This is a genomic window from Nocardiopsis sp. NPDC050513 (assembly GCF_044457925.1).
GTDB lineage: Bacteria > Actinomycetota > Actinomycetes > Streptosporangiales > Streptosporangiaceae > Nocardiopsis.
The window spans coordinates 40,684-65,619 of the sequence record NZ_JBITHK010000002.1 but is presented as its reverse complement, the minus strand read 5'-3'; the positions used below and the strand labels follow the sequence as shown (position 1 = coordinate 65,619).

General features: G+C 72.5%; 27 protein-coding genes and 1 riboswitch. Of the genes, 15 read left to right on the top strand and 12 right to left on the bottom strand.

The window, feature by feature from the left end; translation table 11 throughout:
* The first annotated feature begins 1 nt into the window (after position 1).
* The 6 genes from ACIBFB_RS03010 (at position 2) to ACIBFB_RS02985 (ending at position 5,232) form a co-directional block, all read left to right on the top strand.
* Positions 2-946, top strand: a complete 945-nt coding sequence (locus tag ACIBFB_RS03010) for a phosphatidylinositol mannoside acyltransferase (RefSeq protein ID WP_397225575.1) — start codon at positions 2-4, stop codon at positions 944-946.
* Positions 943-2,142, top strand: a complete 1,200-nt coding sequence (locus ACIBFB_RS03005; RefSeq protein WP_397225573.1) for a glycosyltransferase family 4 protein — start codon at positions 943-945, stop codon at positions 2,140-2,142. The genes ACIBFB_RS03010 and ACIBFB_RS03005 overlap by 4 nt, the downstream gene beginning before the upstream one ends.
* A gap of 33 nt (positions 2,143-2,175) precedes the next feature.
* Positions 2,176-2,703, top strand: a complete 528-nt coding sequence (locus ACIBFB_RS03000) for a hypothetical protein (RefSeq protein WP_397225571.1) — start codon at positions 2,176-2,178, stop codon at positions 2,701-2,703.
* 186 nt (positions 2,704-2,889) lie between these two features.
* Positions 2,890-3,801, top strand: a complete 912-nt coding sequence (pdxS, locus tag ACIBFB_RS02995) for a pyridoxal 5'-phosphate synthase lyase subunit PdxS (protein ID WP_397225569.1) — start codon at positions 2,890-2,892, stop codon at positions 3,799-3,801.
* A gap of 76 nt (positions 3,802-3,877) precedes the next feature.
* Positions 3,878-4,486, top strand: coding sequence for a pyridoxal 5'-phosphate synthase glutaminase subunit PdxT (gene pdxT / locus ACIBFB_RS02990; RefSeq protein WP_397225567.1), 609 nt, complete (start codon positions 3,878-3,880; stop codon positions 4,484-4,486).
* The gene (locus ACIBFB_RS02985) at positions 4,483-5,232 is read left to right on the top strand and encodes a YebC/PmpR family DNA-binding transcriptional regulator (RefSeq protein ID WP_397225565.1); all 750 of its coding nucleotides are present in this window, start codon (positions 4,483-4,485) and stop codon (positions 5,230-5,232) included. The genes pdxT and ACIBFB_RS02985 overlap by 4 nt, the downstream gene beginning before the upstream one ends.
* A 535-nt stretch (positions 5,233-5,767) precedes the next feature.
* On the opposite strand, the gene ACIBFB_RS02980 is transcribed toward ACIBFB_RS02985, so the two are convergent.
* Positions 5,768-6,226: a DUF6653 family protein gene (locus ACIBFB_RS02980; protein WP_397225563.1), complete on the bottom strand. Its 459-nt coding sequence runs from the start codon at positions 6,224-6,226 to the stop codon at positions 5,768-5,770.
* A gap of 174 nt (positions 6,227-6,400) precedes the next feature.
* Between ACIBFB_RS02980 and ACIBFB_RS02975 the strand changes: the two genes are divergently transcribed.
* Complete coding sequence (locus tag ACIBFB_RS02975; RefSeq protein ID WP_397225561.1) at positions 6,401-6,616, top strand: hypothetical protein; 216 nt, start codon at positions 6,401-6,403, stop codon at positions 6,614-6,616.
* Positions 6,617-6,927: 311 nt separating this feature from the next.
* Here the strand turns inward: ACIBFB_RS02975 and ACIBFB_RS02970 are convergent, their stop codons facing one another.
* On the bottom strand, positions 6,928-7,809 hold the full coding sequence (locus ACIBFB_RS02970) for a LysR family transcriptional regulator (RefSeq protein ID WP_397225559.1): 882 nt from the start codon (positions 7,807-7,809) through the stop codon (positions 6,928-6,930).
* Positions 7,810-7,931: 122 nt separating this feature from the next.
* Between ACIBFB_RS02970 and ACIBFB_RS02965 the strand changes: the two genes are divergently transcribed.
* Positions 7,932-8,552: an isochorismatase family protein gene (locus ACIBFB_RS02965; protein WP_397225557.1), complete on the top strand. Its 621-nt coding sequence runs from the start codon at positions 7,932-7,934 to the stop codon at positions 8,550-8,552.
* Positions 8,552-9,235, top strand: coding sequence for an alpha/beta fold hydrolase (locus ACIBFB_RS02960; protein ID WP_397225555.1), 684 nt, complete (start codon positions 8,552-8,554; stop codon positions 9,233-9,235). Before ACIBFB_RS02965 ends, ACIBFB_RS02960 begins: the two co-directional genes overlap by 1 nt.
* A 193-nt stretch (positions 9,236-9,428) precedes the next feature.
* Here the strand turns inward: ACIBFB_RS02960 and ACIBFB_RS02955 are convergent, their stop codons facing one another.
* The 6 genes from ACIBFB_RS02955 to ACIBFB_RS02930 all read right to left on the bottom strand — a co-directional run bounded on the left by ACIBFB_RS02955 (position 9,429) and on the right by ACIBFB_RS02930 (position 14,623).
* Entirely contained in the window at positions 9,429-9,854 is a 426-nt protein-coding gene (locus ACIBFB_RS02955; protein WP_397225553.1) for a PPOX class F420-dependent oxidoreductase, read from the bottom strand.
* Positions 9,851-11,206 carry an adenylosuccinate synthetase gene (locus ACIBFB_RS02950; RefSeq protein WP_397225552.1) on the bottom strand — a complete coding sequence of 452 codons (1,356 nt, stop codon included), beginning with the start codon at positions 11,204-11,206 and terminating at the stop codon, positions 9,851-9,853. The genes ACIBFB_RS02955 and ACIBFB_RS02950 overlap by 4 nt, the downstream gene beginning before the upstream one ends.
* Positions 11,203-12,198, bottom strand: coding sequence for a hypothetical protein (locus ACIBFB_RS02945; RefSeq protein WP_397225550.1), 996 nt, complete (start codon positions 12,196-12,198; stop codon positions 11,203-11,205). The genes ACIBFB_RS02950 and ACIBFB_RS02945 overlap by 4 nt, the downstream gene beginning before the upstream one ends.
* A 100-nt stretch (positions 12,199-12,298) precedes the next feature.
* Entirely contained in the window at positions 12,299-13,405 is a 1,107-nt protein-coding gene (locus tag ACIBFB_RS02940) for a J domain-containing protein (protein ID WP_397225548.1), read from the bottom strand.
* A gap of 68 nt (positions 13,406-13,473) precedes the next feature.
* Positions 13,474-14,274 (bottom strand): NUDIX hydrolase, encoded by an 801-nt coding sequence (locus ACIBFB_RS02935; protein ID WP_397225546.1) that lies wholly within the window; start codon positions 14,272-14,274, stop codon positions 13,474-13,476.
* 49 nt (positions 14,275-14,323) lie between these two features.
* On the bottom strand, positions 14,324-14,623 hold the full coding sequence (locus ACIBFB_RS02930) for a type II toxin-antitoxin system Phd/YefM family antitoxin (protein WP_397225544.1): 300 nt from the start codon (positions 14,621-14,623) through the stop codon (positions 14,324-14,326).
* 158 nt (positions 14,624-14,781) lie between these two features.
* On the opposite strand from ACIBFB_RS02930, the gene ruvC reads away from it, so the two are divergent.
* The 6 genes from ruvC to ACIBFB_RS02900 all read left to right on the top strand — a co-directional run bounded on the left by ruvC (position 14,782) and on the right by ACIBFB_RS02900 (position 21,104).
* Positions 14,782-15,330 carry a crossover junction endodeoxyribonuclease RuvC gene (gene ruvC / locus ACIBFB_RS02925; protein WP_397225542.1) on the top strand — a complete coding sequence of 183 codons (549 nt, stop codon included), beginning with the start codon at positions 14,782-14,784 and terminating at the stop codon, positions 15,328-15,330.
* Positions 15,331-15,375: 45 nt separating this feature from the next.
* On the top strand, positions 15,376-15,987 hold the full coding sequence (gene ruvA / locus ACIBFB_RS02920) for a Holliday junction branch migration protein RuvA (protein WP_397225540.1): 612 nt from the start codon (positions 15,376-15,378) through the stop codon (positions 15,985-15,987).
* A gap of 12 nt (positions 15,988-15,999) precedes the next feature.
* Complete coding sequence (gene ruvB / locus ACIBFB_RS02915; protein WP_397225538.1) at positions 16,000-17,028, top strand: Holliday junction branch migration DNA helicase RuvB; 1,029 nt, start codon at positions 16,000-16,002, stop codon at positions 17,026-17,028.
* Positions 17,029-17,340: 312 nt separating this feature from the next.
* Entirely contained in the window at positions 17,341-17,706 is a 366-nt protein-coding gene (gene yajC / locus ACIBFB_RS02910) for a preprotein translocase subunit YajC (protein ID WP_397225536.1), read from the top strand.
* Between the two features lie 90 nt (positions 17,707-17,796).
* Entirely contained in the window at positions 17,797-18,351 is a 555-nt protein-coding gene (locus ACIBFB_RS02905; protein ID WP_397225534.1) for an adenine phosphoribosyltransferase, read from the top strand.
* 578 nt (positions 18,352-18,929) lie between these two features.
* Positions 18,930-21,104: a RelA/SpoT family protein gene (locus tag ACIBFB_RS02900; RefSeq protein ID WP_397226400.1), complete on the top strand. Its 2,175-nt coding sequence runs from the start codon at positions 18,930-18,932 to the stop codon at positions 21,102-21,104.
* A gap of 3 nt (positions 21,105-21,107) precedes the next feature.
* Here ACIBFB_RS02900 and ACIBFB_RS02895 read toward each other — a convergent pair whose 3' ends face one another.
* From ACIBFB_RS02895 to ACIBFB_RS02880, 4 genes are all read right to left on the bottom strand, one after another.
* Positions 21,108-21,578 carry a nitroreductase/quinone reductase family protein gene (locus ACIBFB_RS02895; protein ID WP_397225532.1) on the bottom strand — a complete coding sequence of 157 codons (471 nt, stop codon included), beginning with the start codon at positions 21,576-21,578 and terminating at the stop codon, positions 21,108-21,110.
* 81 nt (positions 21,579-21,659) lie between these two features.
* Positions 21,660-22,853: an acyl-CoA dehydrogenase family protein gene (locus ACIBFB_RS02890; RefSeq protein ID WP_397225530.1), complete on the bottom strand. Its 1,194-nt coding sequence runs from the start codon at positions 22,851-22,853 to the stop codon at positions 21,660-21,662.
* Positions 22,854-22,906: 53 nt separating this feature from the next.
* Positions 22,907-24,169, bottom strand: coding sequence for a CaiB/BaiF CoA transferase family protein (locus ACIBFB_RS02885; RefSeq protein ID WP_397225528.1), 1,263 nt, complete (start codon positions 24,167-24,169; stop codon positions 22,907-22,909).
* 8 nt (positions 24,170-24,177) lie between these two features.
* Positions 24,178-24,561 carry a DUF3870 domain-containing protein gene (locus tag ACIBFB_RS02880; RefSeq protein ID WP_397226398.1) on the bottom strand — a complete coding sequence of 128 codons (384 nt, stop codon included), beginning with the start codon at positions 24,559-24,561 and terminating at the stop codon, positions 24,178-24,180.
* Between the two features lie 213 nt (positions 24,562-24,774).
* A riboswitch (SAM riboswitch) is annotated at positions 24,775-24,889 on the top strand.
* Positions 24,890-24,936 lie beyond the last annotated feature (47 nt).

The following is a 24,936-nucleotide window of genomic DNA, read 5'->3' as shown; positions in this document are numbered from 1 at the left end:
CGTGGACGAACGCATGGCCGACCTGGCGTACTCGGCCGGGTGGACGATGGTGCGGCGCTCGCCCGAACGCCTCGGTCGCGCGGTGTTCGAGCGGATGGCCGACCACGCCTGGCGCACCCACAACGGGGGGACGCGCGGTCTGGAGCGCAACCTGCGCCGCCTGCTCGGCCCCGACACCACAGACGCGCGGCTGCGGGCGCTCTCCCGCGCGGGGATGCGCTCCTACATGCGCTACTACTACGAGATGTTCCGGCTGCCCGCGATGGATCGGGACCGCGTGCTCGGCGACACCCGGCAGAGCGGAATCGAGGCGCTGGAGAAGAACCTGAACGCCGGCCGCGGCGTCATCGCGGCGCTGCCGCACATGGGCAACTGGGACCACGCGGGCGCCTGGATCGCCCTGCGCGGTTTCGCGCCGACCACGGTGGCCCAGCGGCTGCGTCCCGAGAGCCTCTTCCGGCGGTTCACCGCCTACCGCGAGTCCCTGGGCATGGAGGTCCTGCCGCTGAGCGGAGGCAAGGACACCGTGGGCACCCTGGCCCGGCGGCTGCGAGCCGGGGGGCTGGTGTGCCTGCTGGCCGACCGCGACATCGGCGGCAGCGGCCCCGAGGTCGAGTTCTTCGGCGAACTGGCGCGCATGCCGTCCGGACCGGCCGCCCTGGCCCTGAAGACCGGCGCCGCCCTGATGCCGGTCTCGCTCTGGTACGACGGCCCGTACTGGAACATCCGCGTCCACGACGAGGTCCCCGTCGCGTCCGGTGAGACCCGGACCGACCGCGTCCGAGCCACCACCCAGGGGCTGGCGCGCGTCTTCGAGAGTGAGATCGCCGCGCACCCGGAGGACTGGCACATGCTCCAGACCGTGTTCAGCGCCGACCACGAGGCCGACCTGCGCCGACGGCGGGAGCGCGCCGAGGGGACCGGGCGCTCCGAACGGGACGCGTGACCGTGGGCATGCGCGTCGGGCTGGTCTGCCCCTACGCCTGGGACGTGCCAGGCGGGGTCCAACAGCACGTCGGGGACCTGGCCGACGCCCTGATCGGCATGGGCCACCACGTGTCGGTGCTCGCGCCCGTGGGGGAGACCGGCGCCGACCTGCCCGACCACCTGGTCCCGGCCGGCCGCCCGGTGCCCGTGCCCTACAACGGTTCGGTGGCGCGCGTCAGCTTCGGCCCGCGCACCGCGGCGCGGGTGCGGCGGTGGATCGACGAGGGCGCCTTCGACGTCCTGCACATCCACGAACCCTCCGCGCCCAGCGTCTCCCTTCTGTCGTGCTGGGCGGCGGACGGCCCCATGGTCGCCACCTTCCACACGAGCAACACCCGGTCGCGTGCGATGGCGGCCGGGTCCGCGGCGCTGCGCTCGGCCATGGAGAAGCTCAACGCGCGCGTGGCCGTGTCCGAATCCGCGCGGCGCACCCTGGTCGAACACCTGGGCGGGGACGCCGTCCTCATCCCCAACGGGGTGGCCGTGCACCGCTTCGCCGACGCCGAGCCGCTGGCGGGCTGGCCCGGCGACGGCGGCTCGATCGCCTTCCTCGGCCGCCTGGACGAGCCGCGCAAGGGACTGTCCACCCTGTTGGAGGCCTTCGCCCTGCTCGCCCCCGCGCGCCCCGGGTTGCGCCTGCTCGTCGCCGGTCCCGGCGACCCCGGCCCCGCCCTGGCGTCGGTCCCCGAGGGGATGCGCCACCGGATCGTCCTCCCCGGCCGGCTCGACGACGCGGACAAGGTGCGCGCCTACCACTCCGCGGACGTCTTCTGCGCCCCCAACCTGGGGGGCGAGAGCTTCGGCATCGTGCTCACCGAGGCCATGTCGGCCGGTGCGGCGATCGTCGCCAGCGACATCCCGGCCTTCACCGCCGTGCTGGAGGGGGGAGCGGCGGGCGAGCTCTTCCGGGCGGGCGACGCCGCCCACCTGGCCGACCGCGCCGGTGACCTCCTCGACGACCCCGAGCGCCGCGCCCGCCTGGGCAGGGCGGCCCGCAGCGCCGTGCGCGCCTACGACTGGGAGACCGTCGCCGCCGAGGTCGTCCACGTCTACGAGACCGTCCTGATGTGGGACGGACCGGATCGGACCGCCCCCGGAGTGCGCCTGGACACCGGTCCGCGGGCCACCGCACTGCTGCGTCGCGGGGTGGGGTGAGCTGTCCTGGTCGAGGACGCCCTCTTCGTCGTCGTGGTCGCCGCGGCCGTCCTGGCGCTGGTGCTGACCGGCTTCTACCTGTCGTGGCGCGCCACCCGGCTGGACCGCCTCCACCACCGGGTGGAGACCGCCCGCGCGGCCCTGGACGCCGCGCTGCTGCGGCGGGGCTCCGCCGTCCTCGACCTCGCCTCGGCCGACGGTCTGCCCGCGGACCGCGCCCGCGCGCTCGCCGAGGCCGCCACCGCCGCGCGCCGGGCCCGCGAGGGGGAGCGCGAACTGGCCGAGAGCGCGCTCTCACGCGAGCTGCGGTCGGCGCTCGGACCCCTGCGCGCCACCGCGCACCTGCGCGACCGACTGACCGAGGTGGCCGGTGCCGCCCGCGGCGTCCAGCTGGCCCGCACCTTCCACAACGACGCCGTGGTCGACACCCGCCGCGCCCGACGGTCGCGCCTCGTCCGCGCCCTGCGCCTGGCCGGAACCGCGCCCCTCCCGGACTTCTTCGAGATCGACGACGAGCCGCCCGCGGCACCCCCTCCGTCCACCGGATCCGACACCCTGTAAGAGGACGGCCCGCGAAAACACCGATCTGGCCAAAGTGGTCGGGAGGGGGAGGAACTACCATGGTGCCCTGGTAGACCCAGGGTGCGCGGCGCCGGTGGCGTCCGCGGCCCCCCGCGTGACCGCCACCGCTGCCGGGGCCCACCGCTACCCATGCTGTCAACACCTACGGGACGGGAGTCCACCACCGTGGCCACCAACGCATCGAACACCGCCGACAACGCCGTCGGCACACAGCGCGTCAAGCGAGGCATGGCCGAGCAGCTCAAGAACGGCGTCATCATGGACGTCGTCACCCCCGAGCAGGCCAAGATCGCCGAGGACGCCGGTGCCGTCGCGGTCATGGCCCTGGAGCGCGTCCCCGCCGACATCCGCAAGGACGGCGGTGTGGCCCGCATGTCCGACCCGGACATGGTCGACGGGATCGTCGAGGCCGTCTCCATCCCGGTCATGGCCAAGGTCCGCATCGGCCACTTCGTCGAGGCCCAGGTGCTGGAGCACCTCGGCGTCGACTTCATCGACGAGTCCGAGGTCCTCACCCCGGCCGACGAGGCCCACCACATCGACAAGTGGGCGTTCACCGTCCCGTTCGTGTGCGGTGCGACCAACCTGGGCGAGGCGCTGCGCCGCATCGCCGAGGGCGCGGCCATGATCCGCTCCAAGGGCGAGGCCGGGACCGGCAACGTCGTCGAGGCCACCCGCCACATGCGGTCGATCCGCGCCGAGATCCGCCGCCTGGGCACGCTCGACGAGGCGGAGCTGTTCGGCGCCGCCAAGGAGCTGCGCGCCCCCTACGAGATCGTCAAGGAGGTCGCGGCCCTGGGCAAGCTCCCGGTGCCGCTGTTCTCCGCGGGCGGTGTCGCCACCCCCGCCGACGCGGCCCTGATGCGCCAGCTGGGCGCGGAGAGCGTGTTCGTCGGCTCGGGCATCTTCAAGTCCGGCGACCCGGCCAAGCGCGCCGACGCCATCGTGCAGGCCACCCTGCACTACGAGGACCCGGGCGTCATCGCGCGCGTGTCCCGCGGCCTGGGCGAGGCGATGGTCGGTATCAACCTGGATGACCTGAAGGACTCCGAGCGTTACGCGGGTCGGGGCTGGTAGGTCGGCTCCGGGTGGCGGGTTCGCCCGCCACCCGCGCCAGTGTTCGACTTCGATGACACGACGAGTGAGGCCGTTCTTGACCGACAGACCCACCATCGGCGTCCTCGCCCTGCAGGGCGACGTCGCCGAGCACCTGCACGTTCTGGAGCAGCTGGACGTGCGGACCGCCAAGGTGCTCGGGCCCGACCAGCTCGACACCGTCGACGCCCTGGTCGTCCCCGGAGGCGAGTCCACCACCATGTCCAAGCTGGCCGTCCGGTACGGTCTGCTGGAGCCGCTGCGCAAGCGGGTCAGGGCGGGAATGCCCGCCTACGGCACGTGCGCGGGGATGATCATGCTGGCCGACCGCCTGCTCGGCGGGATCGACGGCCAGGAGACGATCGGCGGCATCGACATGACGGTGCGGCGCAACGCCTTCGGCCGGCAGACGGAGTCGTTCGAGGCGGCGGTGCCCGTGGAGGGCGTCGGCGAGGAGCCGTTCGACGCGGTGTTCATCCGGGCGCCGTGGGTGGAGTCCGTGGGTCCCGACGTGACCGTGCTCGGTCGCGTCCCGGGTCCCGACGAGGCCGGTAGGATCGTCGCCGTACGACAGGGCGGCCTGATGGCCACGTCCTTCCATCCCGAACTGACCGGCGACGCGCGCATCCACCGCCTCTTCGTCGACATCGTGAAAGGACACGCATGAGCGGCCACTCGAAGTGGGCCACCACCAAGCACAAGAAAGCCGTCATCGACGCCAAGCGCGGCAAGCTCTTCGCGAAGCTGATCAAGAACATCGAGGTGGCCGCGCGGACCGGTGGTGGAGACCCCGAAGGCAACCCGACGCTCTACGACGCCATCCAGAAGGCGCGCAAGAACTCGGTGCCGCTCGACAACATCGAGCGCGCCCGCAAGCGCGGCTCCGGTGAGGAGGCCGGCGGCGCCGAGTGGCAGACGATCATGTACGAGGGCTACGCGCCCGGCGGCGTGGCGATGCTCGTGGAGTGCCTGACCGACAACCGCAACCGCGCCGCCTCCGAGGTGCGCGTGGCCGTGACCCGCAACGGCGGGAACATGGCCGACGCCGGGTCGGTGTCCTACCTGTTCAACCGCAAGGGCGTCGTCATCGTGCCGAAGGAGGGCACGACCGAGGACGACGTGACCCTGGCGGTGCTGGAGGCGGGCGCCGAGGAGGTCGAGGACATCGGAGAGGCGTTCGAGATCGTCTCCGAGGCCACCGACATGGTCGCCGTGCGCACCGCGCTCCAGGAGGCGGGGATCGACTACGAGTCCGCCGACACGAACTGGCTGCCCACCATGGAGGTCCCGGTCGACGCCGAGACCGCCAAGAAGGTGCTGCGGGTGGTGGACGCGCTGGAGGACTCCGACGACGTGCAGAACGTCTTCACCAACGCCGACATCCCCGACGAGGTCATGGCCGAGATCGGCTGACCCTTCGGTGACCACTACGCCGGTGGCCGCGCCCGTGCGGGGCGCGGCCACCGGCGTTCGCGCCGTGGGGAATCCGCCCGCGAGCGCGTGCGCCGCCGTACTCCGGAGCGGAGTCCACGGGGAGGATGCTCCAACGCGGTGAGAAGGTGCGCACGGTTCCCTGGCCGGAGACGAAAGCCCGGTCGGATCTCCAGATGTACCGGATCGAATCCGAAGAGCTGGCGGAAGAACAGCTCAGCAAGCTGCCGGCGCACGTGCTTCCCCTGATACTTGGGTTGTTCGGGCTCTTGGAACTGCGACCTTGGGCGACCCCTGCAACAAGGAGAAGCCGGAAGGCGACATCCTGTGCCACACCGTCGGAGAAGACGGTGAGTGTCCAGTCATCTACCTGGTCCTCGACGATCGGGAGCTTGTGGTCATCCTCCGGTTCTTCTGGGTCTGACGCGTCACTCGCACGGTGGGGGGACGTACACGAACGGCCGGGTCCAGGTCACCAGCGCGAACCCGCGCCTGCGCAGCGCGGGTTCCGGCGTGGTCAGGGTGAAGGCGTGCGCCCGCCCTCGCCCCCGTGCTCGTCGTAGTAGCGGGCCATCAGTTCCCAGTACACGAGCAGCAGGGCCATCGAGGCGGCGGAGGCCGTGGCGGCGGGCGCCAGTCTTCGGCGGCGAGCGGCGACGACCGCCACCAGACCGACCGCCGACGCCGCCGCGTTGACGGCCAGGGCCGCGTCCCTGGGCCGGTCGGTCAGCCAGATCTCCTCGCCGAGCATCGCCCGGCTCGACCACGCCCGGTCGTCAGCGGGCTTGGGGAAGATCACGGGGTTGAGTGCGAACCACACGGTCACGACCGCCGCGTGCTTCCAACTCCGCGTCCACACGGGGACCAGCACCAGGGGAGCGGTCGCCCACCGGCTCCAGGCACTCCACGGATGCGCGTGTCTGGCGAAGACCGCCCTGCGCAACCGTCCGAGCCTGCTCGGGGGAGTGGTGGTCATCTTCGTGCTCCGTCCAGGATCGAGAACGCCGTCCAGACTTCCCGGCACATCAGAACGCCACGGTACGTCGGTGCTCCGAGGCGATCAACGGAGTTTCGGGGGCCGGTGGAGAACCTCGTGTGGAGGCGGGTGCCGAACGCTTCCCCTGGGACCCGCCGAGCCCGGGCAGGACGCTTGTCAGCCGCTCTTCGCGTGTACGAGATCCGCGTGCCCGGGTGCGCGAGCTCCGAGGAGGCGATCGCACTCCAGGACCCGATCGCGCGGATCCCGAGCACGCGGGCCCGTGTGGGATCCCGTGGGGCTTCCACGTGGACGGCGGACCGGGTCGCCGAACGCGCGGCCGCGGCCGTCGGCGTCGAGCTGTACCGGATCGAGCACGGCCCGGCCTGATCCCGGCGTCGCGACCACCGCACGGCCTTGACTCCGAACCGGCCGCCCAGGGCCATGCCGATCGCGGTGTGCGTGTGGCCGTCCATCTCCATGCCCCGCGAACAGGCCGACGGCCCCAGGTTCAGGCCGTCTCGCCAGCCGTAGGACCTGAGCAGCGCGGTCACCGCGGCCTGGGCGTCGTCGCCCGCCGCCTCGTCCAACGGTGCCGCCCGCATGGTTCCTGGGTTTCCGCCCAGTTCCGTTGGCGCGCCGCCGACGTGGAGTGGTGGACCGGGTGTTCCGTCACCCCCTCCCGGGACCCGCCCCGGCCGCTACCGAGGACGCCGTGCAAGTTCGGCGAAGGCGCGGATCCTGGCGTTCTCCCTGGTGGTCTTCCACACAAGCCCGTAGTGTGCCTCGGAGGCGTCCTCGACGGGGACGTAGGCGAGGTCTGGCCGGGCGTAGTAGCGGGTGGCCTGGCAGGTGAGGGGGAGGATCGCCTTGCCCGCCGCGACCAGGGCGAGCGCCGCCTGGAAGGTCGTCACGGACGGCCCGCGGCGGATGGGTCTCCCGCTACTCGCCCGGGGCGGGATGTGCTGGTCGAGCCAGTACGCGGGGGCGCCGTCCACGGTCGGCACCGTGTCCTCGGCCAGGTCGTCGAGGAGAACGGACGTCCGACCCGCGAAGGGGTGGCGGGAGGGGACGGCCAGGACCCAGGTCTCGCGCAGGAGCACGGGGCCGACGGTCAGGTCGGGCTCGTCCACCGGAAAGAGAGTGGCCAGGAGGTCCACGCTCTCGTCGCGTAGGGGCGCCAAGTGGTCGTCGATCTGCGTCTCCAGGGTCAACTGGGCCTCGCAGTCCGGGTGGCGGTCATGGAACTCGTCGATGATCAGGCTGAGCTCGTGCGCGGTCGCCGGGCCGAAGAAGCCGAGGCGCAGCGCCCCGCGGATTCCGCGTCCGGCGGCCGCGGCCTTGGCGATCTCCCTCTGGATCTGTCGGTGGGCCGGCTCGATCCCGTCGCGGAGCTGCCGCCCGATCGGGGTGAGGCTGACGCGGCGGCTGGTCCGCTCGAACAGCGGGGTACCGATGCGGCGTTCCAGTTTCCTGATGATCTGGCTGGTACGGCCCTGAGACAAGCCGAGCCGTTCTGCCGTGCGGCGGAAATGCAGTTCCTCGGCGAGGGTGAGGAAGGTTTCGATCTCGTACTCGTTCAACGTCCGCTCCACTGGTGAACAAAACTCACCGGCAGTGTGTCAGACTGCGATTGTTCCGGCAGGTGGGAGCGACCAAGCTGGTTGTGGACACCAACCGTGACACACGTAGAGGAGACACGAGGATGCAGGACCGGTTCCACACCCCTCTGACCGACGACAACGCCGCCGTGCTGCTGGTGGACCACCAGATCGGGCTGTTCACCGGCGTGCGCGACATCGCCGTGGCGGAACTCAAGCACAACGTCACCAGCTTGGCCAAGGCGGCTCAGCGGTTGGGTCTGCCGACCGTTGTCACCACGACGTCCGCTGACAGCATGTGGGGACCGCTGGTCCCCGAACTCCGGGAGGTCCTCCCCCAGGACCTGAAGGTGATCGACCGATCCACGGTCAACGCCTGGAACGACGACCGTGTGCGCTCCGCCGTCGAGGCGACCGGGCGCAGCAAGCTGATCATCGCCGGGATCTCGCTCGAAGTGTGCGCCGCGTTTCCGGCGATCTCCGCGAGCGCCGCCGGTTACGACGCCTACGTGGCGGTCGACGCGTGCGGCACGTTCTCACAGACCAAGCGGGAGACCGGTCTTCTGCGCCTGCTGCAGGCAGGAGTGATCGTGAGCGACTACGCCTCGCTCGCCGTCGAGGTCCTCGCCGACAACGCGCGCGCGGACGCCGGGCAGGTCTACGGGGACCTCGACATGCCGTTCGCGACGCTGGTCGGTCAGCTGTCCGCGGTCTACGGTCGCTGATGGCGGTCATCGTCCTCCTGCACGCCTTCGGGTCCAGTCACCGGGCGTGGAGGCCGCAGATCCCACGGCTGCGCGAGGCACATCGGGTGCTCGCCCCGGACCTGCCGGGCCATGGCGGCTCGCCCGGACCGTTCTCGCTCGAACGAGCCGTCGGATCGGTCCGCGATCTGGTCCTGGCCGAGGACGAGCCGGTCCACCTCGTGGCCGTCTCCGGATCGGTCAGCGTGGCACTGCTGGTCGCGTTGTCGGAGCCCGCTCGGGTCGCGGGACTGGTCCTGTCCGGAGGCGCGGCGCGCGGCCGTCCGGGTGATGCCGTGCAACGTCTGCTGATGCGCCTGTTGCCCGAGGGCGTCATCACAGCCATGCTCCAGGGCGTATACGCCGGTGGACAGGTCGAGTATCGGGCCCAGGCCGCCGAGGACCTCCGACAGGCGGGGAAAGGCGCCCTACTCTCCGGACTGGCGGGGCTGGGAAGGCTCGATCTTCGCGCTCGGCTCGGTGAGATCACGGTCCCCACCCTCGTACTCAACGGGGCCATGGACCAGGCCAACCTGGCACCTGCCGAGGAGATCGCCTCGGCTGTCCCCGGAGCCGAGTTGCGGGTGGTTCCCGAAGCCGGGCACGTCTGGAACCTCCAGCGGCCCGAACTCTTCACCCGAACGGTCATCGAGTTCGTCGGGTAGGGAACCCGGGAATTCGGCTCCTGGCCCCCGCCAGGACCAGGAGCCGATGTCCCCATCCGTGCGACGGCGCGACCCGCCAGCGGTCCCGGGTCCGGGAGAACCCGGACGCACCGGAGCCGCGGAAGGCCGCGCTGACGGCGGTCGACCTCTCAGTCATGTGCGTGATGCCGCTGTGGTCCGCGGTGCCGACGGCTCACTCGGTCACGTCCAGGCCCGCGATGACCTTCGTCGGGCGGATCCGCACCACGAGCTCGCCGGGCACGCCGTTGCGGCGGCCGAACTCCTCGGCCCGCTCCTCGCCCATGTAGCGGGCGGCGATGGCGGTCGCCGTCCGCAGCAGCTCGTCCGGATCCTCCGACACCTCAGCCACCCCCTGGACCTGCACGAACGCGTAGGGCGGCCGTTCCAGGTCCACGCTGAGCGCCACGCGGGGATCCCGCAGGATCGACCGCCCCTTGGCCGAGGCCTTCCCGGTGTTGAGGACGATCTCGTCGCCCTCGACGGTGAACCAGACCGGCGCGACGAGGGGGCGGCCGTCCGAGGCGGTGTAGGCGAGTTTGCCGGTGCGGGTGCCGTCGAGGAGGAAGGAGCGGACGCGCTGATCACTGAGGGAAGTCATGCGCTCACCCTAGTGCTCCGCCGTGCGCCGCTCCAGCCCCGCGGCTCGCGCGCCCACGTCGTTCTCGCGTCCTCCCGCGTCGGTCCGGAGAACACGGCCTCGACCGGCACCCCCAGGGCGTCGCCGATCGCGGCGGCGGGCTCGACCGGCATGGCCTCCAGAACCGGGCGGGCCGCCAGGAGCGCCGCGGTGACGCGTTCCTGCCGTTCCAGGTCCGGGACGGCGGCCGGGGCGATCCGCAGCGGCGATCCGTCGGCGCCCGCGTACCCCGTGCACCAGCGCGGCGCCGCCCCGGTCGCGGCCCGTATCCGGTCGGGCGCGTCGGCGTGGGTGACCACCAGCGCGTCGACGCCCCCCGTGGCCTCCAGCGCGTACCGGTGCGCGACCAGGTCGAGGTGGCCCACCCGGAACCCGCCCTGCCAGGGATGGGTCCCGTTGTGCCGTTCGGGCAGCGCGGCCCCGAGCACGGGGTCCTCGGTGACCAGCGGCCCCGCGCCGTGGCGGGTGGTGTAGGTCCGCACCACGCCGATCCGCCGCGCCCCGCCCTCCTGCCCGGCCTCGGCCATCAGGGTGAGCGGGTTGGCGGTCGTGGTGGTCGACCAGGTGGTGTGCGGAGGGAATCCGTGCCACTCGTCCAACAGCACCCCCTGGGCCCCCTCGAACACCACGGGGGAGGCCGCGAGCAGCCCGGGCAGGTACCGCTCGTCCACCAGCCGCACCCGCTCGGCGAAGGCCCGGTAGGCCGGCAGGCACTCCTCGACGTCGGGGAAGTCCTCACCCCGACCCGCGTGCTCCGCCAGGTACGCGGCCAGCCGGACCAGCTTCCCCCGCAGCCGGGCCGGGTCCGCGCAGTCGCCGACGGTCGGCGCGTCCTCGGGGTGCGCGAGCGCGTACGCCATCGTCTCGCCGACCCCCATACCGCACGACCCGTGCCGTGCCGCGCCGCGCGCCCGCTCGCGCACCCGGTTGACCGCCTGGTGCCACGGCGTGCTGATCAGCGCGCGGCGGTCCACGGTCAGCAGCGCGAACGGATCGCGCACCCCGAGTGACACCAGGTGTCCCGCCTCGGCGGCCAGCGCGAACGGATCCACCACCACGAACCGGGACAGATGCGTCGGAACCGGGCTGTCCGGCGCGAGGGTCCCCGCGCCGAACTGGGCGAACGTGTGGTGCCGACCGTCGGGCGCGACCACGTTGTGCGCAGCCTGGGCGCCCCCGTTGGCGCGCACGACGGCGCCGAAGCGCCGCCGCGCGCACAGCAGGTCGACGGTCACGCCCTTGCCCGCGTCGCCGAACCCCAGGTCGACGACGACGGCGTGCTCGTCGGCCCACCGCCGTGGCGTCCCGGTCACAGGCGGTCCACCCCGCCGCCGGCGGTCCCGCGGGTGAGCCCGTCCGGCGCCTCGGACACCACGACCGACCCCCGCGCCTCCGACAGCGGGCGCAACGCCCTGCCGACCACGTCGCCGGCGTCGGACCCGGCCTCGGCCAGGTCGTCCAGGCCCTCCTGGAGGTCGATCGCCTCCTCGCCCAGCCCGACCGTGACCGCGATCGTCTCCGACACCGCGTCCAGGTCGTCCAGGTAGATGACGTTCTGGCCGAGGTGTCCGTCCCAGAAGCCGCGCACCCTGTCGTCGTTGAAGTAGTGGCTGCCGGTGGGCATGAGGTAGAAGACCTCGAACTTTCGCCGCAGCTCGGCGAGGATCGCCGGGAACGGGATGTTCTCCCCGACGTCGTCGCCGATGACCTCGCGCACCTCCCGGGCCTTGACCGCCCCGTAGGCCATCTCGTCGCCGATGATGAACAGGTAGCCCCGTCGACCGCGCTTGTCCAGGCAGTCCATCGCGGTGTGCCGGGCCATGAAGTACATCGCCAGCTCGTAGGACTCGGTGGCCTGGCCGCCGCCCCCGCCCTCCAACAGGATGTTGCCCAGGTCGTCCTCCAGTTCGTTGCCGGACTCGAACTGCCCGACCTGGAGCGGGGCGCGGTCGCAGGTGGCGTCGCCGATCGCGCCGAACATGATCTGCGGGTCCTCGACGTAGCCCTTGCGCAGCAGCAGGCCGAACAGGTCGGGCAGCTTCGTCTGGAGGATCCGGGGCACCCGGCCCATGGAGCCGGTGACGTCGAACAGGACGGAGATGGCGAGGGAGTTGGGGTGGGCGTCCGAGTCGCGGCTCTCGCGGACGGTGACGCCCTTGGGGTCGAGCGAGTCGTGGACCTTCCAGGTGTGCCGGGGCGCGGACGCGGCCACGTCGTCGGTGTAGCCGAAGTTGCTGGAGCCGACGGAGGCGTTGTAGGCCTGTCGGGCGTGGTAGGCGTCGGTGGACCAGTTGCTGCTGCCCATGAGGGGCTCCTTCGCGGTGGTGTGGGTGGTCGTGGAGATGGGGACGGGCGGGGCGGGTGCGTTCGGCCCGTCGGTTCCCCCGGTGCTTCCGGGGCGGCGGTCAGGACGGTTCGGGCATGCGGAAGTGACGGAACCGGCGCGGGCCGAACACCCGCTCCAGCGCCTCGTCGAGCTCGCCCAGGAGGGCGATCCCGTCGACCGGCCGCCGCTCGGGGGCGGGGAGGCGGCAGCCGCGGGCGAAGGCGCGCAGCGGCCGGGGGAGGCGGTCCGCGGTGACGTACTCGACGCAGCGGGTCGCCATGTAGACGTCGGTGGCGGGAACGGCGGGCCGGCGGTCGAGTACCTCGGGCGGGTACAGGTCCTCGCGGTGGGGGACCATCGCCGGAACGTGCGGCGCCGTACGCGTCGCGCCGACGGTCACCGAGTAGCACCAGTCGATGAGGACCAGCCCGTGCTCCCCTGGGTGCACGAGCACGTGCTCGGGCACGACCGCGCCGTGCACGACCCCGGCCCGGGCGGCGTTGCCGATCGCGACCAGCAGCCGACGCCACATCCACGCCGCGTCGCGCGGGTCGATACCGTCCGGATACGCGCGCCGCACGTCGGCCAGGCTGTGGAACCCCCTGAGCCGCCCCAGGACGTTGCCGCGCCGCTCGACCCCGGTGGCGGCGTCGCGGTGGCGGATCCGCTCGACCAGGTCGGGGTAGAAGGCGCGGTGGCGCTCGCGGCCTCTTTCCCGGATCCTGCCCAGGGCCTCCGCCTCGGCCATGACCAGGTCGTTGTCGCGGTGGGACCGGGGCAGTTTGAGCACCGCCTCGCGCCACGCGCCGTCCTTGTAGCGCACCTCGTGCAGGTCGGTGATGTCGCCCCGCGCCAGCGGACCGGAACCGTGGCGCACGTGGTAGGTGTGCGCCCTGGTGACCAGGGTGAGGTCGTCCAGTCCCAGGCCGCCCTCGACCATGTCCCGGTACCGCGACCAGCTCGTGGCCAGTCGGGTGAAGGCGGTGGCGGCCTCGCCCGCTCGACCGGCGGGCGCACGGTCGGGGTGGACGTGCCTGGCCAGGCGGCGGTACGCGGCGGTCGCCGCCGGGGGCGGGTCGTCGCCGCCCTCGGGGAGGGGGCCGAACAGCGCGGTGGGGTCGTCGGCGAGCGCGATGAGGCGAAGCGCGTCGTCGAAGGGGGTGGTGGCGTCCTGGTCCGTGCTCATCCGCAGTCCTCAGTACGTGGGGGGCCGGTCGACGCGCGGGGTCTGGGCGCTCGGGGGTGATCGGTCGGTCACTGGCCGCCGCGGAGCAGCGGCGGATGGAGCACGGCCGCGCCGCCCGCCCGGTAGAGCCGGGGGCGCCGTCCGCCGCCGGACCCGCCGCGGTCGGCGAGGTCGCCGGTGTCCTCGACGAAGCCGGGGGTGGCCAGGATCTTGCGGTGGAAGTTGGCGCCGTGCAGACGGACGCCCCACACCGCCTCGTACACCTCGCGCAGCGCGGTGATGGTGAAGGTCGGCGGGAGGAACGCGGTGGCCAGGGCGGTGTACTCCAGTCTGGAGCGGGCGCGCTCGACGGCGTCGGCGAGGATCCGCGCGTGGTCGAAGGCGAGCGGGCGGTCGGACCGGGCGCCGTCGCCGTGCCCGAGTTCGCTCCAGGGCACCCAGGCGGCGGCGTCCGTGCCGCGCCCGACGTGGGGGTCGGGCAGGTCGGGCGCGAGGAGCATGTAGGCCACCGACACGACGCGCATGCGCGGGTCCCGGTCGCGGGCCCCGTAGGTCCGCAGCTGTTCGAGGTGGAGTTCGGAGGGCAGCGCGGTCTTCTCCGACAGCACGCGCAGCGCGGCGTCGGGCAGGTCGGGGTCGGCGGGTCCGTCCGGTCCGTCCTGTGCCCGGACGAACCCGCCGGGCAGGGCCCACCAGCCGCGCCGCGGCGGCGCCGACCGGCGCGCCAGCAGGACGCGGGGCGTCCCCGCCCGAATGGTGAGGGCCACGACGTCCACGGTGACCGCGGTCGGAGCGTAGTCGCGCGGGTCGTAGGCGTCGAGGAACCGGCGTTCGCCGTCGTCGTGCGGGCGGGTACCGCCGGTCTCCATGGACCCTCCTGTTGTTCTCAGGATGAGTTTTTCTCAACCTGAGATGAAACTAGCAGGAGGCTCCGGAGCCGTCCACCCCTTTTCCGTCGGGACGGGTGTCCTCGTCGATTCTGTCCTCGTCGCCGAAGTACGCGTCGGCCTCGGCCCGCGCCGCGGCGAGGTCGGTCCTCGGGAGTCGCCGGTGCCGCTCCACCAGCTCCCGCGCGCTGACCCGGCGCCTTCGGGCGATCGGTCGCACCTCGACGACCGCCACACCGTCGCGGGTCACGTGCACGGTCTCGCCCGCCTCGACCACGGCGATGACGGCGGAGGCGTTGTCCTGGAACTCCCGCTGGGAGATCGTCCTCATGTCTCCAGCGTGGCTCCGGGCGGCTCGGTGCGCCACACGTTTCTCCCCGACGTCTGGGACAGTGGGGCACGGTGCCGACACACCCGTGCGGGCGGGTACGGCGTGACGGACCGCGCCGCTAGCATGGTGCGAACGGACGTTCGAGAAGGGTGGGGCGCGTGCGCGTGGTGGGGATCGACCCGGGACTGACCCGGTGCGGCGTCGGAGCCGTCGAGGGCGCCGTCGGCCGACCGCTCACCCTCCGGGGCGCCGACGTTGTCCGCACCAGCGCCGACACCGACCTCGCGCAGCGCCTCGTCGCCATCGAACGCGGCATCGACGACTGGCTCGACCGGCACCGGCCCGACGCCGTCGCCGTCGAGCGCGTCTTCGCCCAGCACAACCTCAGCACCGTCATGGGCACCGCCCAGGCCAGCGGCATCGCCCTGCTGTGCGCCGCCCGCCGCGGCCTGCCCGTGGTCCTGCACACCCCCAGCGAGGCCAAGGCCGCCATCACCGGCAGCGGACGCGCCGACAAGGCGCAGGTCGGCGCCATGGTGGCGCGTATCCTCGGACTCGACGGTCCCCCCAAGCCCGCCGACGCGGCCGACGCGGTCGCGCTGGCCATCTGCCACATCTGGCGGGGCGGCGCCAACGCCCGCGTCGCCCAGGCCAAGCAGGACTTCGCCCGCAAGGTGGAACTGGCGCGCCGCGCGCGCGGCCGGTGACCCCGTCCCCCAGGAAGGAGAAGGGCGCCCCCGCGCCCGCACGAGATGATCGCGTTCCTCACCGGCCGGGTGGCCGCACGCGGCGCGGACACCGCCGTGATCGACGTCGGCGGGGTCGGCATGACCGTGCGGTGCACCCCCGCCGCCCTCTCGCGCCTCCACGTCGGCGAGACCGGCACCGTCACCACCAGCCTGGTGGTCCGCGAGGACTCGCTGACCCTCTTCGGGTTCGCCGACGACGACGAGCGCCACCTGTTCGAGCAGCTCCAGACCGCGTCCGGAGTCGGCCCCCGCCTGGCCCTGGCCATCCTCGCCGTCCACAGCCCGTCGAGCCTGCGCCACGCCGTGGCCGCCGAGGACACCGCGGCTCTGACCCGCGTGCCCGGCATCGGCAAGAAGGGCGCCCAGCGCATCGTCCTGGAACTGCGCGGCAAACTCGACACCCCCGACCCGGGCGCCGGCGTGCCGTCCACGGCCGACGGCTCCGCCGGGCCCGACGGCGCCTGGCGCGGGCAGGTCGTGTCCGGCCTGGTCAACCTCGGCTGGTCGGCCAGGGACGCCGAGTCCGCCGCCTCCGCCGTCGCCGCCGAGGCGGAGCACACCTCCGACGTCTCCGTCCTGCTGCGCAGCGCCCTGCGCAAGCTCAGCCGAGCCTAGGAACCGACCCCCATGCACGAACGCGACGCCGTGTCCCCCGACGCCCACGGGGACGAACGCCAACTGGAGGGCGCCCTGCGCCCGCGCGGGCTGGACGAGTTCGTCGGCCAGGAACGGGTGCGCGAGCAGCTCTCCCTGGTGCTGCGCGGCGCCCAGCGGCGCAACCGGGCCCCCGACCACATCCTCATGTCCGGCGGCCCCGGCCTCGGCAAGACCACGCTCGCCATGATCATCGCCGCGGAGCTGGGCGCCCCGCTGCGCATCACCTCCGGACCCGCCATCGAGCGCTCCGGCGACCTGGCCGCGGTCCTGTCCACCCTCCAGGAGGGCGAGGTCCTCTTCCTCGACGAGATCCACCGCATGGCCCGTCCCGCCGAGGAGATGCTCTACGTCGCCATGGAGGACTTCCGGGTCGACGTGGTCGTGGGCAAGGGCCCCGGCGCCACAGCGATCCCCATCGACATCGCGCCGTTCACCCTGGTCGGGGCGACCACCCGGGCGGGCATGCTCCCGGCTCCCCTGCGCGACCGCTTCGGGTTCACCGCGCACATGGACTTCTACACCCCCGAGGAGCTCGAACTCATCCTCCACCGCTCGGCGGGCCTGCTCGGGGCGCCCCTGGACGACGACGCCGCACGGGAGATCGCGGGGCGTTCGCGCGGCACCCCCCGCATCGCCAACCGGCTCCTGCGCCGCGTCCGCGACTACGCCGAGATCCGGGGCGACGGCAGGCTGTCCCTGGAGACCGCCCGCGCCGCCCTGGACCTGTACGAGGTCGACGCGCTCGGCATGGACCGCCTCGACCGCGCCATCCTCGACGTCCTGCTGCGCCGGTTCCGGGGCGGGCCCGTGGGCCTGTCGACCCTCGCCGTCTCCGTGGGGGAGGAGGCCGAGACGGTGGAGGTGGTCGCCGAGCCCTTCCTGGTCCGCGCCGGCTTCCTGGCCCGCACGCCGCGCGGCCGGGTCGCCACCCCGCAGGCCTGGGCGCACATGGGGCTGACCCCGCCGCCCGACGCCGCGTTCGGCGCCGCGGCGCCGTGAGCGCCCTCCCGGACCCCGCGCGCCCGGACCGGACACGCGCCCGCCGCGCCACCGTTGCCCCTCCGAGTTCTGACCGTGGGGTGGCGGTGACCGCCGCCACGTAAGCTGGGGGGCATCCAGCCATGCGGGTGCCGGAACCCCGGCTCCCACGTGTCTTTCGACACGGGCGGAACGCGCGGGCCACCTGGAGCGTTGTGTCTCACGGGTGCGGACCGCGACACGACGTCCGGGTCGGCACGGTGAAGGTGGTCGTCGCGGTTCTCGAGCCGACAACGGTCGGCCACACGACGAAACGTACGGAAGGACGCCCCAGTGCAGGGCATTTACACTCTCGCCGCCGAAGGAGAGCCCACCGGGGGTCTCCTGAACATGATTCTGCCGTTCGCGTTGATCCTCCTGGTGTTCTGGCTGCTGTTCTGGCGGCCGAACCAGAAGCGTCGCCAGCAGGAGTCGAAGATGATGAACGCGCTCGTCCCCGGCGTCGAGGTCATGACCAAGGCGGGCATCTTCGCCACCGTCGTGGAGGTCCACGAGCAGGACGTCCTGCTGGAGATCGCCCCCGGAACCCGCATCCGTATGCTCAAGGCCGGTGTGGGCGAGGTCATCACCCCGCCCGCGGACGACACCCCGGTGGAGGACCGCCCCGACTTCGGCGACGACGACAAGCCGAACAGCTGATCTCCCACCGGTCGCACACTCCCCGGTACCGGCCTCGCACGGGGCCGGTACCGGCGTGTCCGGCCCACCACGAGTAAGGTCCCACCACCCATGTCCCACGACCCCGCGACCGCCGCGGCCGACCCCCTCGACGGCCTGATCCGGTCCCACGTCCGCGACGTGCCCGACTTCCCCCAGCCCGGAGTGATGTTCAAGGACATCACGCCGCTGCTCAACGACCGGAAGGCCTTCGGAGCCACCGTCCGGGGACTGGCCGAACCCTTCCAGGCCGGCGGCGTCGACCACGTGCTCGGACTGGAGGCGCGCGGCTTCATCTTCGGCGCCCCCGTCGCGCTCGCGCTGGGCGCGGGCTTCGTCCCGGCGCGCAAAGCCGGGAAACTGCCCTCGGCGACCATCGGGCAGGCCTATGATCTGGAGTACGGCACCGCGACCGTGGAGATCCACGCCGACGCGATCCCGGCGGGAAGCCGTGTGCTCATCGTCGACGACGTGCTCGCCACCGGCGGCACAGGCAGGGCCGCGGTGGAGCTGGTCCGCAGGGCGGGTGGTACGGTCGTGGGATTCTCCGTCCTGATGGAGCTCTCCGCGCTCCGAGGGCGCGAGAAGCTGCCGGACGTGGAGCTGCACACCCTCCTGTCGGTCTGACCGGGGACCCCCGCCGCGCACCCGCCCGCACGGGAATGCGCGACGAATCCCCCCACGTTGAAGCTGGGACGCACCCCTCACCGCGCCCGACCGGCGGCACCGCCGGGCGCGGTCCGGAGCGTACCTGGCGACAGCGTCCCCGCGCGCACGGGAGCGCGGACATCTAGACTGGTGGGAGAGGTACCGCGGCGGCCACGTTCAGCGACTGGCCCTGACAACACGCACGTGCACCGGGCGGGCGTCGGCGACGGCGTCCACGCGACCGGGTGGATCCGCGGGAGGTAGGCATGCCAAGCGAAGTGGTTTCGACCGGGGCGGTACCGGCTCGTGGCGAGCGGCCGGAGGCCACCGGGGACCGGCGCCCCGGCATGCCGGGAGGGCACGCGAACGGCGGCGACGTGACGGCCGCCCACAGACCACAGGGGGACCGCTCGGAGGGCGCCGCGACCGAAGCGGCGCCCTCCGACGTCTCCGAGGCGGGCTCCGGCGGCTCCCAGGGGCCGCCCGGCTCCACCACGCCCTCCACCGTGCGAGTCCGCAGACGGCTCGCCCGACTCGGCGCCCAGCGGGGAGTGACGATGAACCCGGTGCTCGAACCACTGATCAAGACCGTGCGTGCCACCCACCCCAAGGTGGACGTCCGGCTGATCGAGCGCGCCTACGAGGTCGCCGCCCACCACCACCGCGACCAGAAGCGCAAGAGCGGCGACCCCTACATCACCCACCCGCTGGCGGTGGCGACCATCCTCGCCGAACTGGGCATGCAGGAGGCCACCCTGGCCGCCGCCCTGCTGCACGACACCGTCGAGGACACCGCCTACTCCCTCGACGAGCTGCGCGCCGACTTCGGCGACGAGATCGCCGAGCTGGTCGACGGCGTCACCAAGCTGGACAAGGTCAAGTACGGCGAGGCCACCCAGGCCGAGACGGTCCGCAAGATGGTCGTGGCCATGGCCCGCGACATCCGCGTACTGGTCATCAAACTGTGCGACCGCCTGCACAACATGCGCACCCTGCGGTACCTGCCGTCCCGGGCCAAGCGGGAGAAGAAGGCCCGCGAGACGCTGGAGATCTTCGCCCCGCTCGCGCATCGTCTCGGCATGAACACCATCAAGTGGGAGCTGGAGGACCTGGCCTTCGCCACCCTCTATCCCAAGCGCTTCGACGAGATCGCCCGCCTGGTCTCCGAGCGCGCCCCCCGCCGCGACGTCTACCTCCAGGAGGTCATCGAGGCGGTCTCCGGCGACCTGCGCGAGGCCAAGCTCAAGGCGACCGTGCGCGGACGGCCCAAGCACTACTACTCGATCTACCAGAAGATGATCGCCCGCAACTGCGGCTTCGACGAGATCTACGACCTCATCGCCGTTCGAGTCCTGGTGGACAGCGTCCGCGACTGCTACGCGGCCCTGGGCACCATCCACGCGCGGTGGAATCCGGTGCCCGGCCGGTTCAAGGACTACATCGCGATGCCCAAGTTCAACATGTACCAGTCGTTGCACACGACGGTCATCGGCCCCTCGGGCAACCCGGTCGAACTGCAGATCCGCACCCGCGCGATGCACCGCCGCGCCGAGTACGGCATCGCCGCGCACTGGAAGTACAAGGAGGACCGGGTCACCGGCGGCGACTCCAAGAAGGGCGCCTCCGACATGCAGTGGCTGCGCCAGCTCATCGACTGGCAGCAGGAGACCAAGGACCCCGGCGAGTTCCTGGAGTCGCTGCGCTTCGACCTGTCGGTCCAGGAGGTGTTCGTCTTCACCCCGCAGGGCGACGTCATCTCCCTTCCGCAGGGCGCCACCGCCGTCGACTTCGCCTACGCCGTGCACACCGAGGTCGGCCACCGCACGGTGGGCGCCCGGATCAACGGCCGCCTGGTGCCGCTGGAGAGCGCGCTGCACAACGGCGAGACGATCGAGATCCTCACCTCGAAGGACCCCGACGCCGGGCCCAGCCGCGACTGGCTCAACTTCGTCAAGAGCGCCCGCGCCCGCAACAAGATCCGGCACTGGTTCACCAAGGAGCGCCGCGAGGCCGCGATCGAGCAGGGCAAGGACGAGATCGCCAAGGTCATGCGCAAGCAGGAGCTTCCGGTCAAGCGCCTGTTCAGCGGCGAGGCGATCATCGCCCTGGCCCGGGACCTGCGCTACGCGGACGTGGACGCGCTCTACGCCGCCGTCGGCGAGCACCAGGTCAGCGCGCAGAGCGTGGTCAGCAAACTCGTCGACTCCCTGGGCGGTCTGGAGAGCCACACCGAGGACATCGCCGAGTCGTCCCTGCCCACGAAGGCCGTCACCCGCCGCCGCCACCCCGGCAACCCGGGCGTGGTCGTCGAGGGCGACGCCGACGTGTGGGCCAGGCTGTCCAAGTGCTGTACGCCGGTGCCGGGAGACGAGATCGTCGGCTTCGTGACCCGCGGCAACGGGGTCTCGGTGCACCGCGGGGACTGCGTGAACGCCTCGACCCTGGACACCGACCGCATGGTGCGGGTGGAGTGGTCGCCCACCGAGGACTCGATGTTCCTCGTGGCGTTGCAGGTGGAGGCGCTGGACCGGTCCCGGCTGCTGTCGGACATCACCCGCGTGCTGTCCGACCAGCACGTCAACATCCTGTCCGCCACCGTCCAGACCAGCCGGGACCGTGTGGCGCAGAGCCGGTTCACCTTCGAGATGGCCGACCCCGCCCACCTCGGCAGCGTCCTGCGCGCGGTACGCGGCGTGGACGGGGTCTACGACGTCTACCGGGTCCGCAACTGACGCTCAGATGCGGATCGTGGTCGTCCGTACGATCTCGAACACCGGGTGGCGGTGGGCCTCGGCCGCGAAGGCCTCGTCCGGCGCCTCCGGCGGGGCCTCGAAGTAGGGGCCCACGACGAACGCGCGCGACGGGTGGTCCAGGTACTCGCGGAGCACCGGGGCCGCCTCGTCGGCGTCGAGCTCGCGCACGATGGCCAGCTCGATCCACCCGCCCTGCCGCAGGGTCGCGAACCCGTCCTTGCGCAGGTTGCGCACCCAGTCGACCGCCCCGTAGGGCGCGACCAGGTACCGGCCCCGGTCACTGTCCAGCACACTGACCGGGGTGGTCCGCAGGAATCCGGACGTGCGCCCGCGCGTCGTCAGCAGGTGCAGGTCGGGCGGGCACACCCCGTACTTGACGAAGCCACTGACGAAGGCGTTGGCGGTCCGCCGCACCCGCGTCATCTGGAACCGCTTCGTCGGCTCGTTCACCATGTTGCGCAACTCCCTCGGTCGGATGCTCCCTATTCTGGTGGTTCCGAGGGACCGACGGCACCCGAGGCACCGCTCCGCGGGTCACCGGAACGCCGAGACGCCCGTCACGGCCTGTCCGATGCTCAGGGCGTGGATCTCCTCGGTGCCCTCGTAGGTCGCGACCGTCTCCAGGTTCACCATGTGCCGCATCACCGGGTACTCCAGCGTGATGCCGTTGGCCCCGTGGATGGAGCGCGCGGCGCTGGCCACCCGCTGGGCGGCGGCCACGCACGAGAACTTGCCGAGACTCACGTGGTTGTGGTGGCAGTTCCCCTCGTCCTTGAGGCGGCCGATCCGCAGCGCCGTCAGGTTGGCGTGGTTGACGTCCACCACCATGTCGGCGAGCTTGCGCTGGGTGAGCTGGAAGCCTCCGATCGGCCGGCCGAACTGCTCGCGGGTGGTCGCGTACTCCAGCGCCGCCTCGTAGCAGGCCCGGGCGGCCCCGGCCGCGCCCCACACGATCCCGTAACGGGCCTCGTTCAGGCACGACAACGGCGACCCCAGCCCCCCGGACCCGGGCAGGAGGGCGTCCTCGGGCAGCCGCACGTCCTCCAGAACCAGCTCGGAGGTGATCGAGGCGCGCAGGGACAGCTTCCTGTGGATGACGTTGGCGGTGAAGCCGGAGGTGTCCGTGGGCACGAGGAAGCCGCGGATGCCGTCGTCGGTGGCGGCCCAGACCACGGCCACGTCGGCGACCGATCCGTTGGTGATCCACATCTTGGTGCCGTTCAGGACCCAGTCCGAGCCGTCGCGCCGCGCGCGGGTGCGCATCGAGCCCGGGTCGGAGCCGGAGTCGGGCTCGGTCAGGCCGAAGCAGCCGATCGCGTCTCCCGCCGCCATCCGCGGCAGCCACGCGTTCTTCTGCTCCTCGGAGCCGAACTTGTGGACGGCCGCCATGGCCAGGGAGCCCTGCACGGACACGAAGCTGCGCAGGCCGGAGTCGACCGCCTCCAGCTCGCGGCAGGCCAGACCGTAGGCGACGGCGCTGGAGCCCCCGCAACCGTAGCCCTCCAGGTGCATGCCGAGCACGCCGAGGTCGCCGAAGGCCTTGGCCAGGCCCCGGGGGTCGGGCAGGGTGCCCGCCTCGAACCAGTCGGCGACGTTCGGCAGGAGTTCACGGGTGCCGAAGGCGCGGACCGCGTCGCGCACGTCGCGTTCGGTGTCGGAGAGGGTGGCGTCCACCGCGAGGAAGTCGCGGGGGTCCGGGGCGGCGGGCTTGCGCGGGATGTCGTTCATGGGAGTCCCTTCGTGGTTCGGTGTGCGAGTGCGCGGCGTTCGCGTCGCCCGGATCAGGGCAGGTCGGGCTGGTGGACGGCGCCGCGTTCGATCATCGCGTCGACACGGGCCCCGTCCACGCCCAGCTCGGTGAGCAGCTCGCGGGAGTGCTGCCCGAGCAGGGGAGGGGCGGTGAGGGGGGTGGGCGTGCCGTCCATGCGGAACCCGGCGCGGACCAGTTCGAGCGGCCCGACGGCGGGGTGCTCCACGGTGCGCAGGACGTCGTCGCCGCGGGCGTCGGCGGTGCGCAGCGCGTCCAGGACGCCGCGCACCCGACCGGCCGGGACCCCGGCCGCCACGAGCACGCCCATCCAGTGGTCGGCCGGTCGCGAGCGCAGGGTGCGCGACAGTTCCGCCACCAGTTCCCCGCGGTGCTCCACGCGCCCGGGGTTGGTGGCGTAGCGGGGGTCCCCGCCCAGGTCGGGCCGGTCCAGGGCGGCGCACAGGCGCAGGTACAGGGAGTCGTTGCCCGCCGCGACCACGATGTCGGCGTCGGCCGTCGGGAAGACCTGGTAGGGGACGATCGTGGTGTGCGCGTTGCCCGCCCGGGCGGGCTCGGTCCCGGTGACCAGCGCCTGCTGGGTGAGGTTGACCAGGCCCGACAGGGTCGAGTTGATGAGGGAGGCGCTGATGTGCTCGCCGCGACCCGTGGTCCGCGCGCGCATCAGGGCGCCCAGCACGCCCACGGCGGCGTTGAGGCCGGTGAGCACGTCGGTGAGCGCGACGCCCACCTTGCTCGCGGGTCCCTCCGCGGGACCGGTGGTCGCCATCAGCCCGCTCTCGGCCTGCACGACGATGTCGAAGCCGGGGCGCGCGGCGGGCTCGTGTTCGGGCCCGAACCCGCTGACCGAGCAGTACACGACCGCCGGGTTGCGGGCGCTGACGTCGGCGTATCCCAGGCCCAGACGATCGACGACCCCGGGGCGGAAGTTCTGGACCACGACGTCGGAGGAGGCGCACAGGTCCTGGACGGCGGCCAGGCCCTCGGGGTCCTTCAGGTCCACCGCGAGGCTGCGCTTGTTGCGGTTGACCGACAGGAAGTAGGCGGACTCCCCCGGACCGGGCTTCTCGGTACCGGCGTCGGCGGCGCCCGCCCAGGGCGGACCCCAGGCGCGGGTGTCGTCGCCGCGTCCGGGCTGCTCGACCTTGACCACCTCCGCGCCCATGTCGGCGAGGAGCATCGTGGCGTAGGGCCCGGCCAGGACCCGGGACAGGTCGGCCACGCGCACCCCGGCCAGGGGCGGGGGCGCGGCGGGTTCGGCGTGCGTGTCGGACACTGGGGCGCTCACTCCTCGCCGTCGGCGTGCCCGGGCAGCTGGTCGCCGTCCCGGAGCTGGTAGTAGGTCTCCAGGCAGCGGCGGAGCGCGGTGGTGAGGGCGGCGCCGGACTGGCCCGCGTACCGCGTCTGCACCCGCTGGACGATCTCGGCGATGTCCTCGGTCACCGAGGCGCCCTCGACGAGCGCGCGGAAGAACTCCTTGGCCAGGGCGGTGAGGAGCGTGGTGTCCGCGGCGACGATGCGGTCGTCGGCGGTGTCCACGGCGAGCACGACGCCGAGCCGCTGGTACTGGGAGTGGCTCGCCACCGTGTCGGGAAGACGGGCGTAGCCGGAGATCAGGACAACCCTGGGGTTGCGGAACAGCTGCTGGATACGGTCGTCGCCGTGCAAAGCAACACACCTCTCGCTCGCGGGCATGCGAAAACTCCGATGCTCTGGAGTCTCGCGCCTGGAGGGCGGCCGGGGAAGCCGGACACCCGCGGCGTGAGGGCAGGCGGCTCCAGTATGTCCCAGGCTCCGCGGCGGGTGTCAAGCGGGGGTGTGTGCGGGCGCACACCAGGCGGCCGGTGCGCGGGGGGCGGGGCTGTGCTACCTTTCTCGCCAGGTCACGAGTGCCAGCGTCAAGCCCCGGCTTGCTGGCCGGCAACCCTCCTTCCGCGGTGGGGTGCCCCGGGTGAGGACCAGGTCCCGACACGACCGTGTCTGACAAGCGCGGACCCCGAGCTGTTGCCGTGAGGCACCACGTGGGTCCCCCGACCCACACAT

Bases quoted from the DNA above. Each gene is read 5' to 3' on its own strand.
- ACIBFB_RS02980 (WP_397225563.1), bottom strand. From the start codon at position 6,226: ATGACCACCACTCCCCCGAGCAGGCTCGGACGGTTGCGCAGGGCGGTC.
- ACIBFB_RS02960 (WP_397225555.1), top strand. From the start codon at position 8,552: ATGGCGGTCATCGTCCTCCTGCACGCCTTCGGGTCCAGTCACCGGGCG.
- ACIBFB_RS02985 (WP_397225565.1), top strand. From the start codon at position 4,483: ATGAGCGGCCACTCGAAGTGGGCCACCACCAAGCACAAGAAAGCCGTC.
- ACIBFB_RS02945 (WP_397225550.1), bottom strand. From the start codon at position 12,198: ATGGGCAGCAGCAACTGGTCCACCGACGCCTACCACGCCCGACAGGCC.
- ruvB (WP_397225538.1), top strand. From the start codon at position 16,000: ATGCACGAACGCGACGCCGTGTCCCCCGACGCCCACGGGGACGAACGC.
- ACIBFB_RS02900 (WP_397226400.1), top strand. From the start codon at position 18,930: ATGAACCCGGTGCTCGAACCACTGATCAAGACCGTGCGTGCCACCCAC.
- ACIBFB_RS02940 (WP_397225548.1), bottom strand. From the start codon at position 13,405: ATGAGCACGGACCAGGACGCCACCACCCCCTTCGACGACGCGCTTCGC.
- ruvA (WP_397225540.1), top strand. From the start codon at position 15,376: ATGATCGCGTTCCTCACCGGCCGGGTGGCCGCACGCGGCGCGGACACC.
- ACIBFB_RS02930 (WP_397225544.1), bottom strand. From the start codon at position 14,623: ATGAGGACGATCTCCCAGCGGGAGTTCCAGGACAACGCCTCCGCCGTC.
- ACIBFB_RS02935 (WP_397225546.1), bottom strand. From the start codon at position 14,274: ATGGAGACCGGCGGTACCCGCCCGCACGACGACGGCGAACGCCGGTTC.
- ACIBFB_RS02965 (WP_397225557.1), top strand. From the start codon at position 7,932: ATGCAGGACCGGTTCCACACCCCTCTGACCGACGACAACGCCGCCGTG.
- ACIBFB_RS02955 (WP_397225553.1), bottom strand. From the start codon at position 9,854: ATGACTTCCCTCAGTGATCAGCGCGTCCGCTCCTTCCTCCTCGACGGC.
- ACIBFB_RS02890 (WP_397225530.1), bottom strand. From the start codon at position 22,853: ATGAACGACATCCCGCGCAAGCCCGCCGCCCCGGACCCCCGCGACTTC.
- ACIBFB_RS02905 (WP_397225534.1), top strand. From the start codon at position 17,797: ATGTCCCACGACCCCGCGACCGCCGCGGCCGACCCCCTCGACGGCCTG.
- ACIBFB_RS02895 (WP_397225532.1), bottom strand. From the start codon at position 21,578: ATGGTGAACGAGCCGACGAAGCGGTTCCAGATGACGCGGGTGCGGCGG.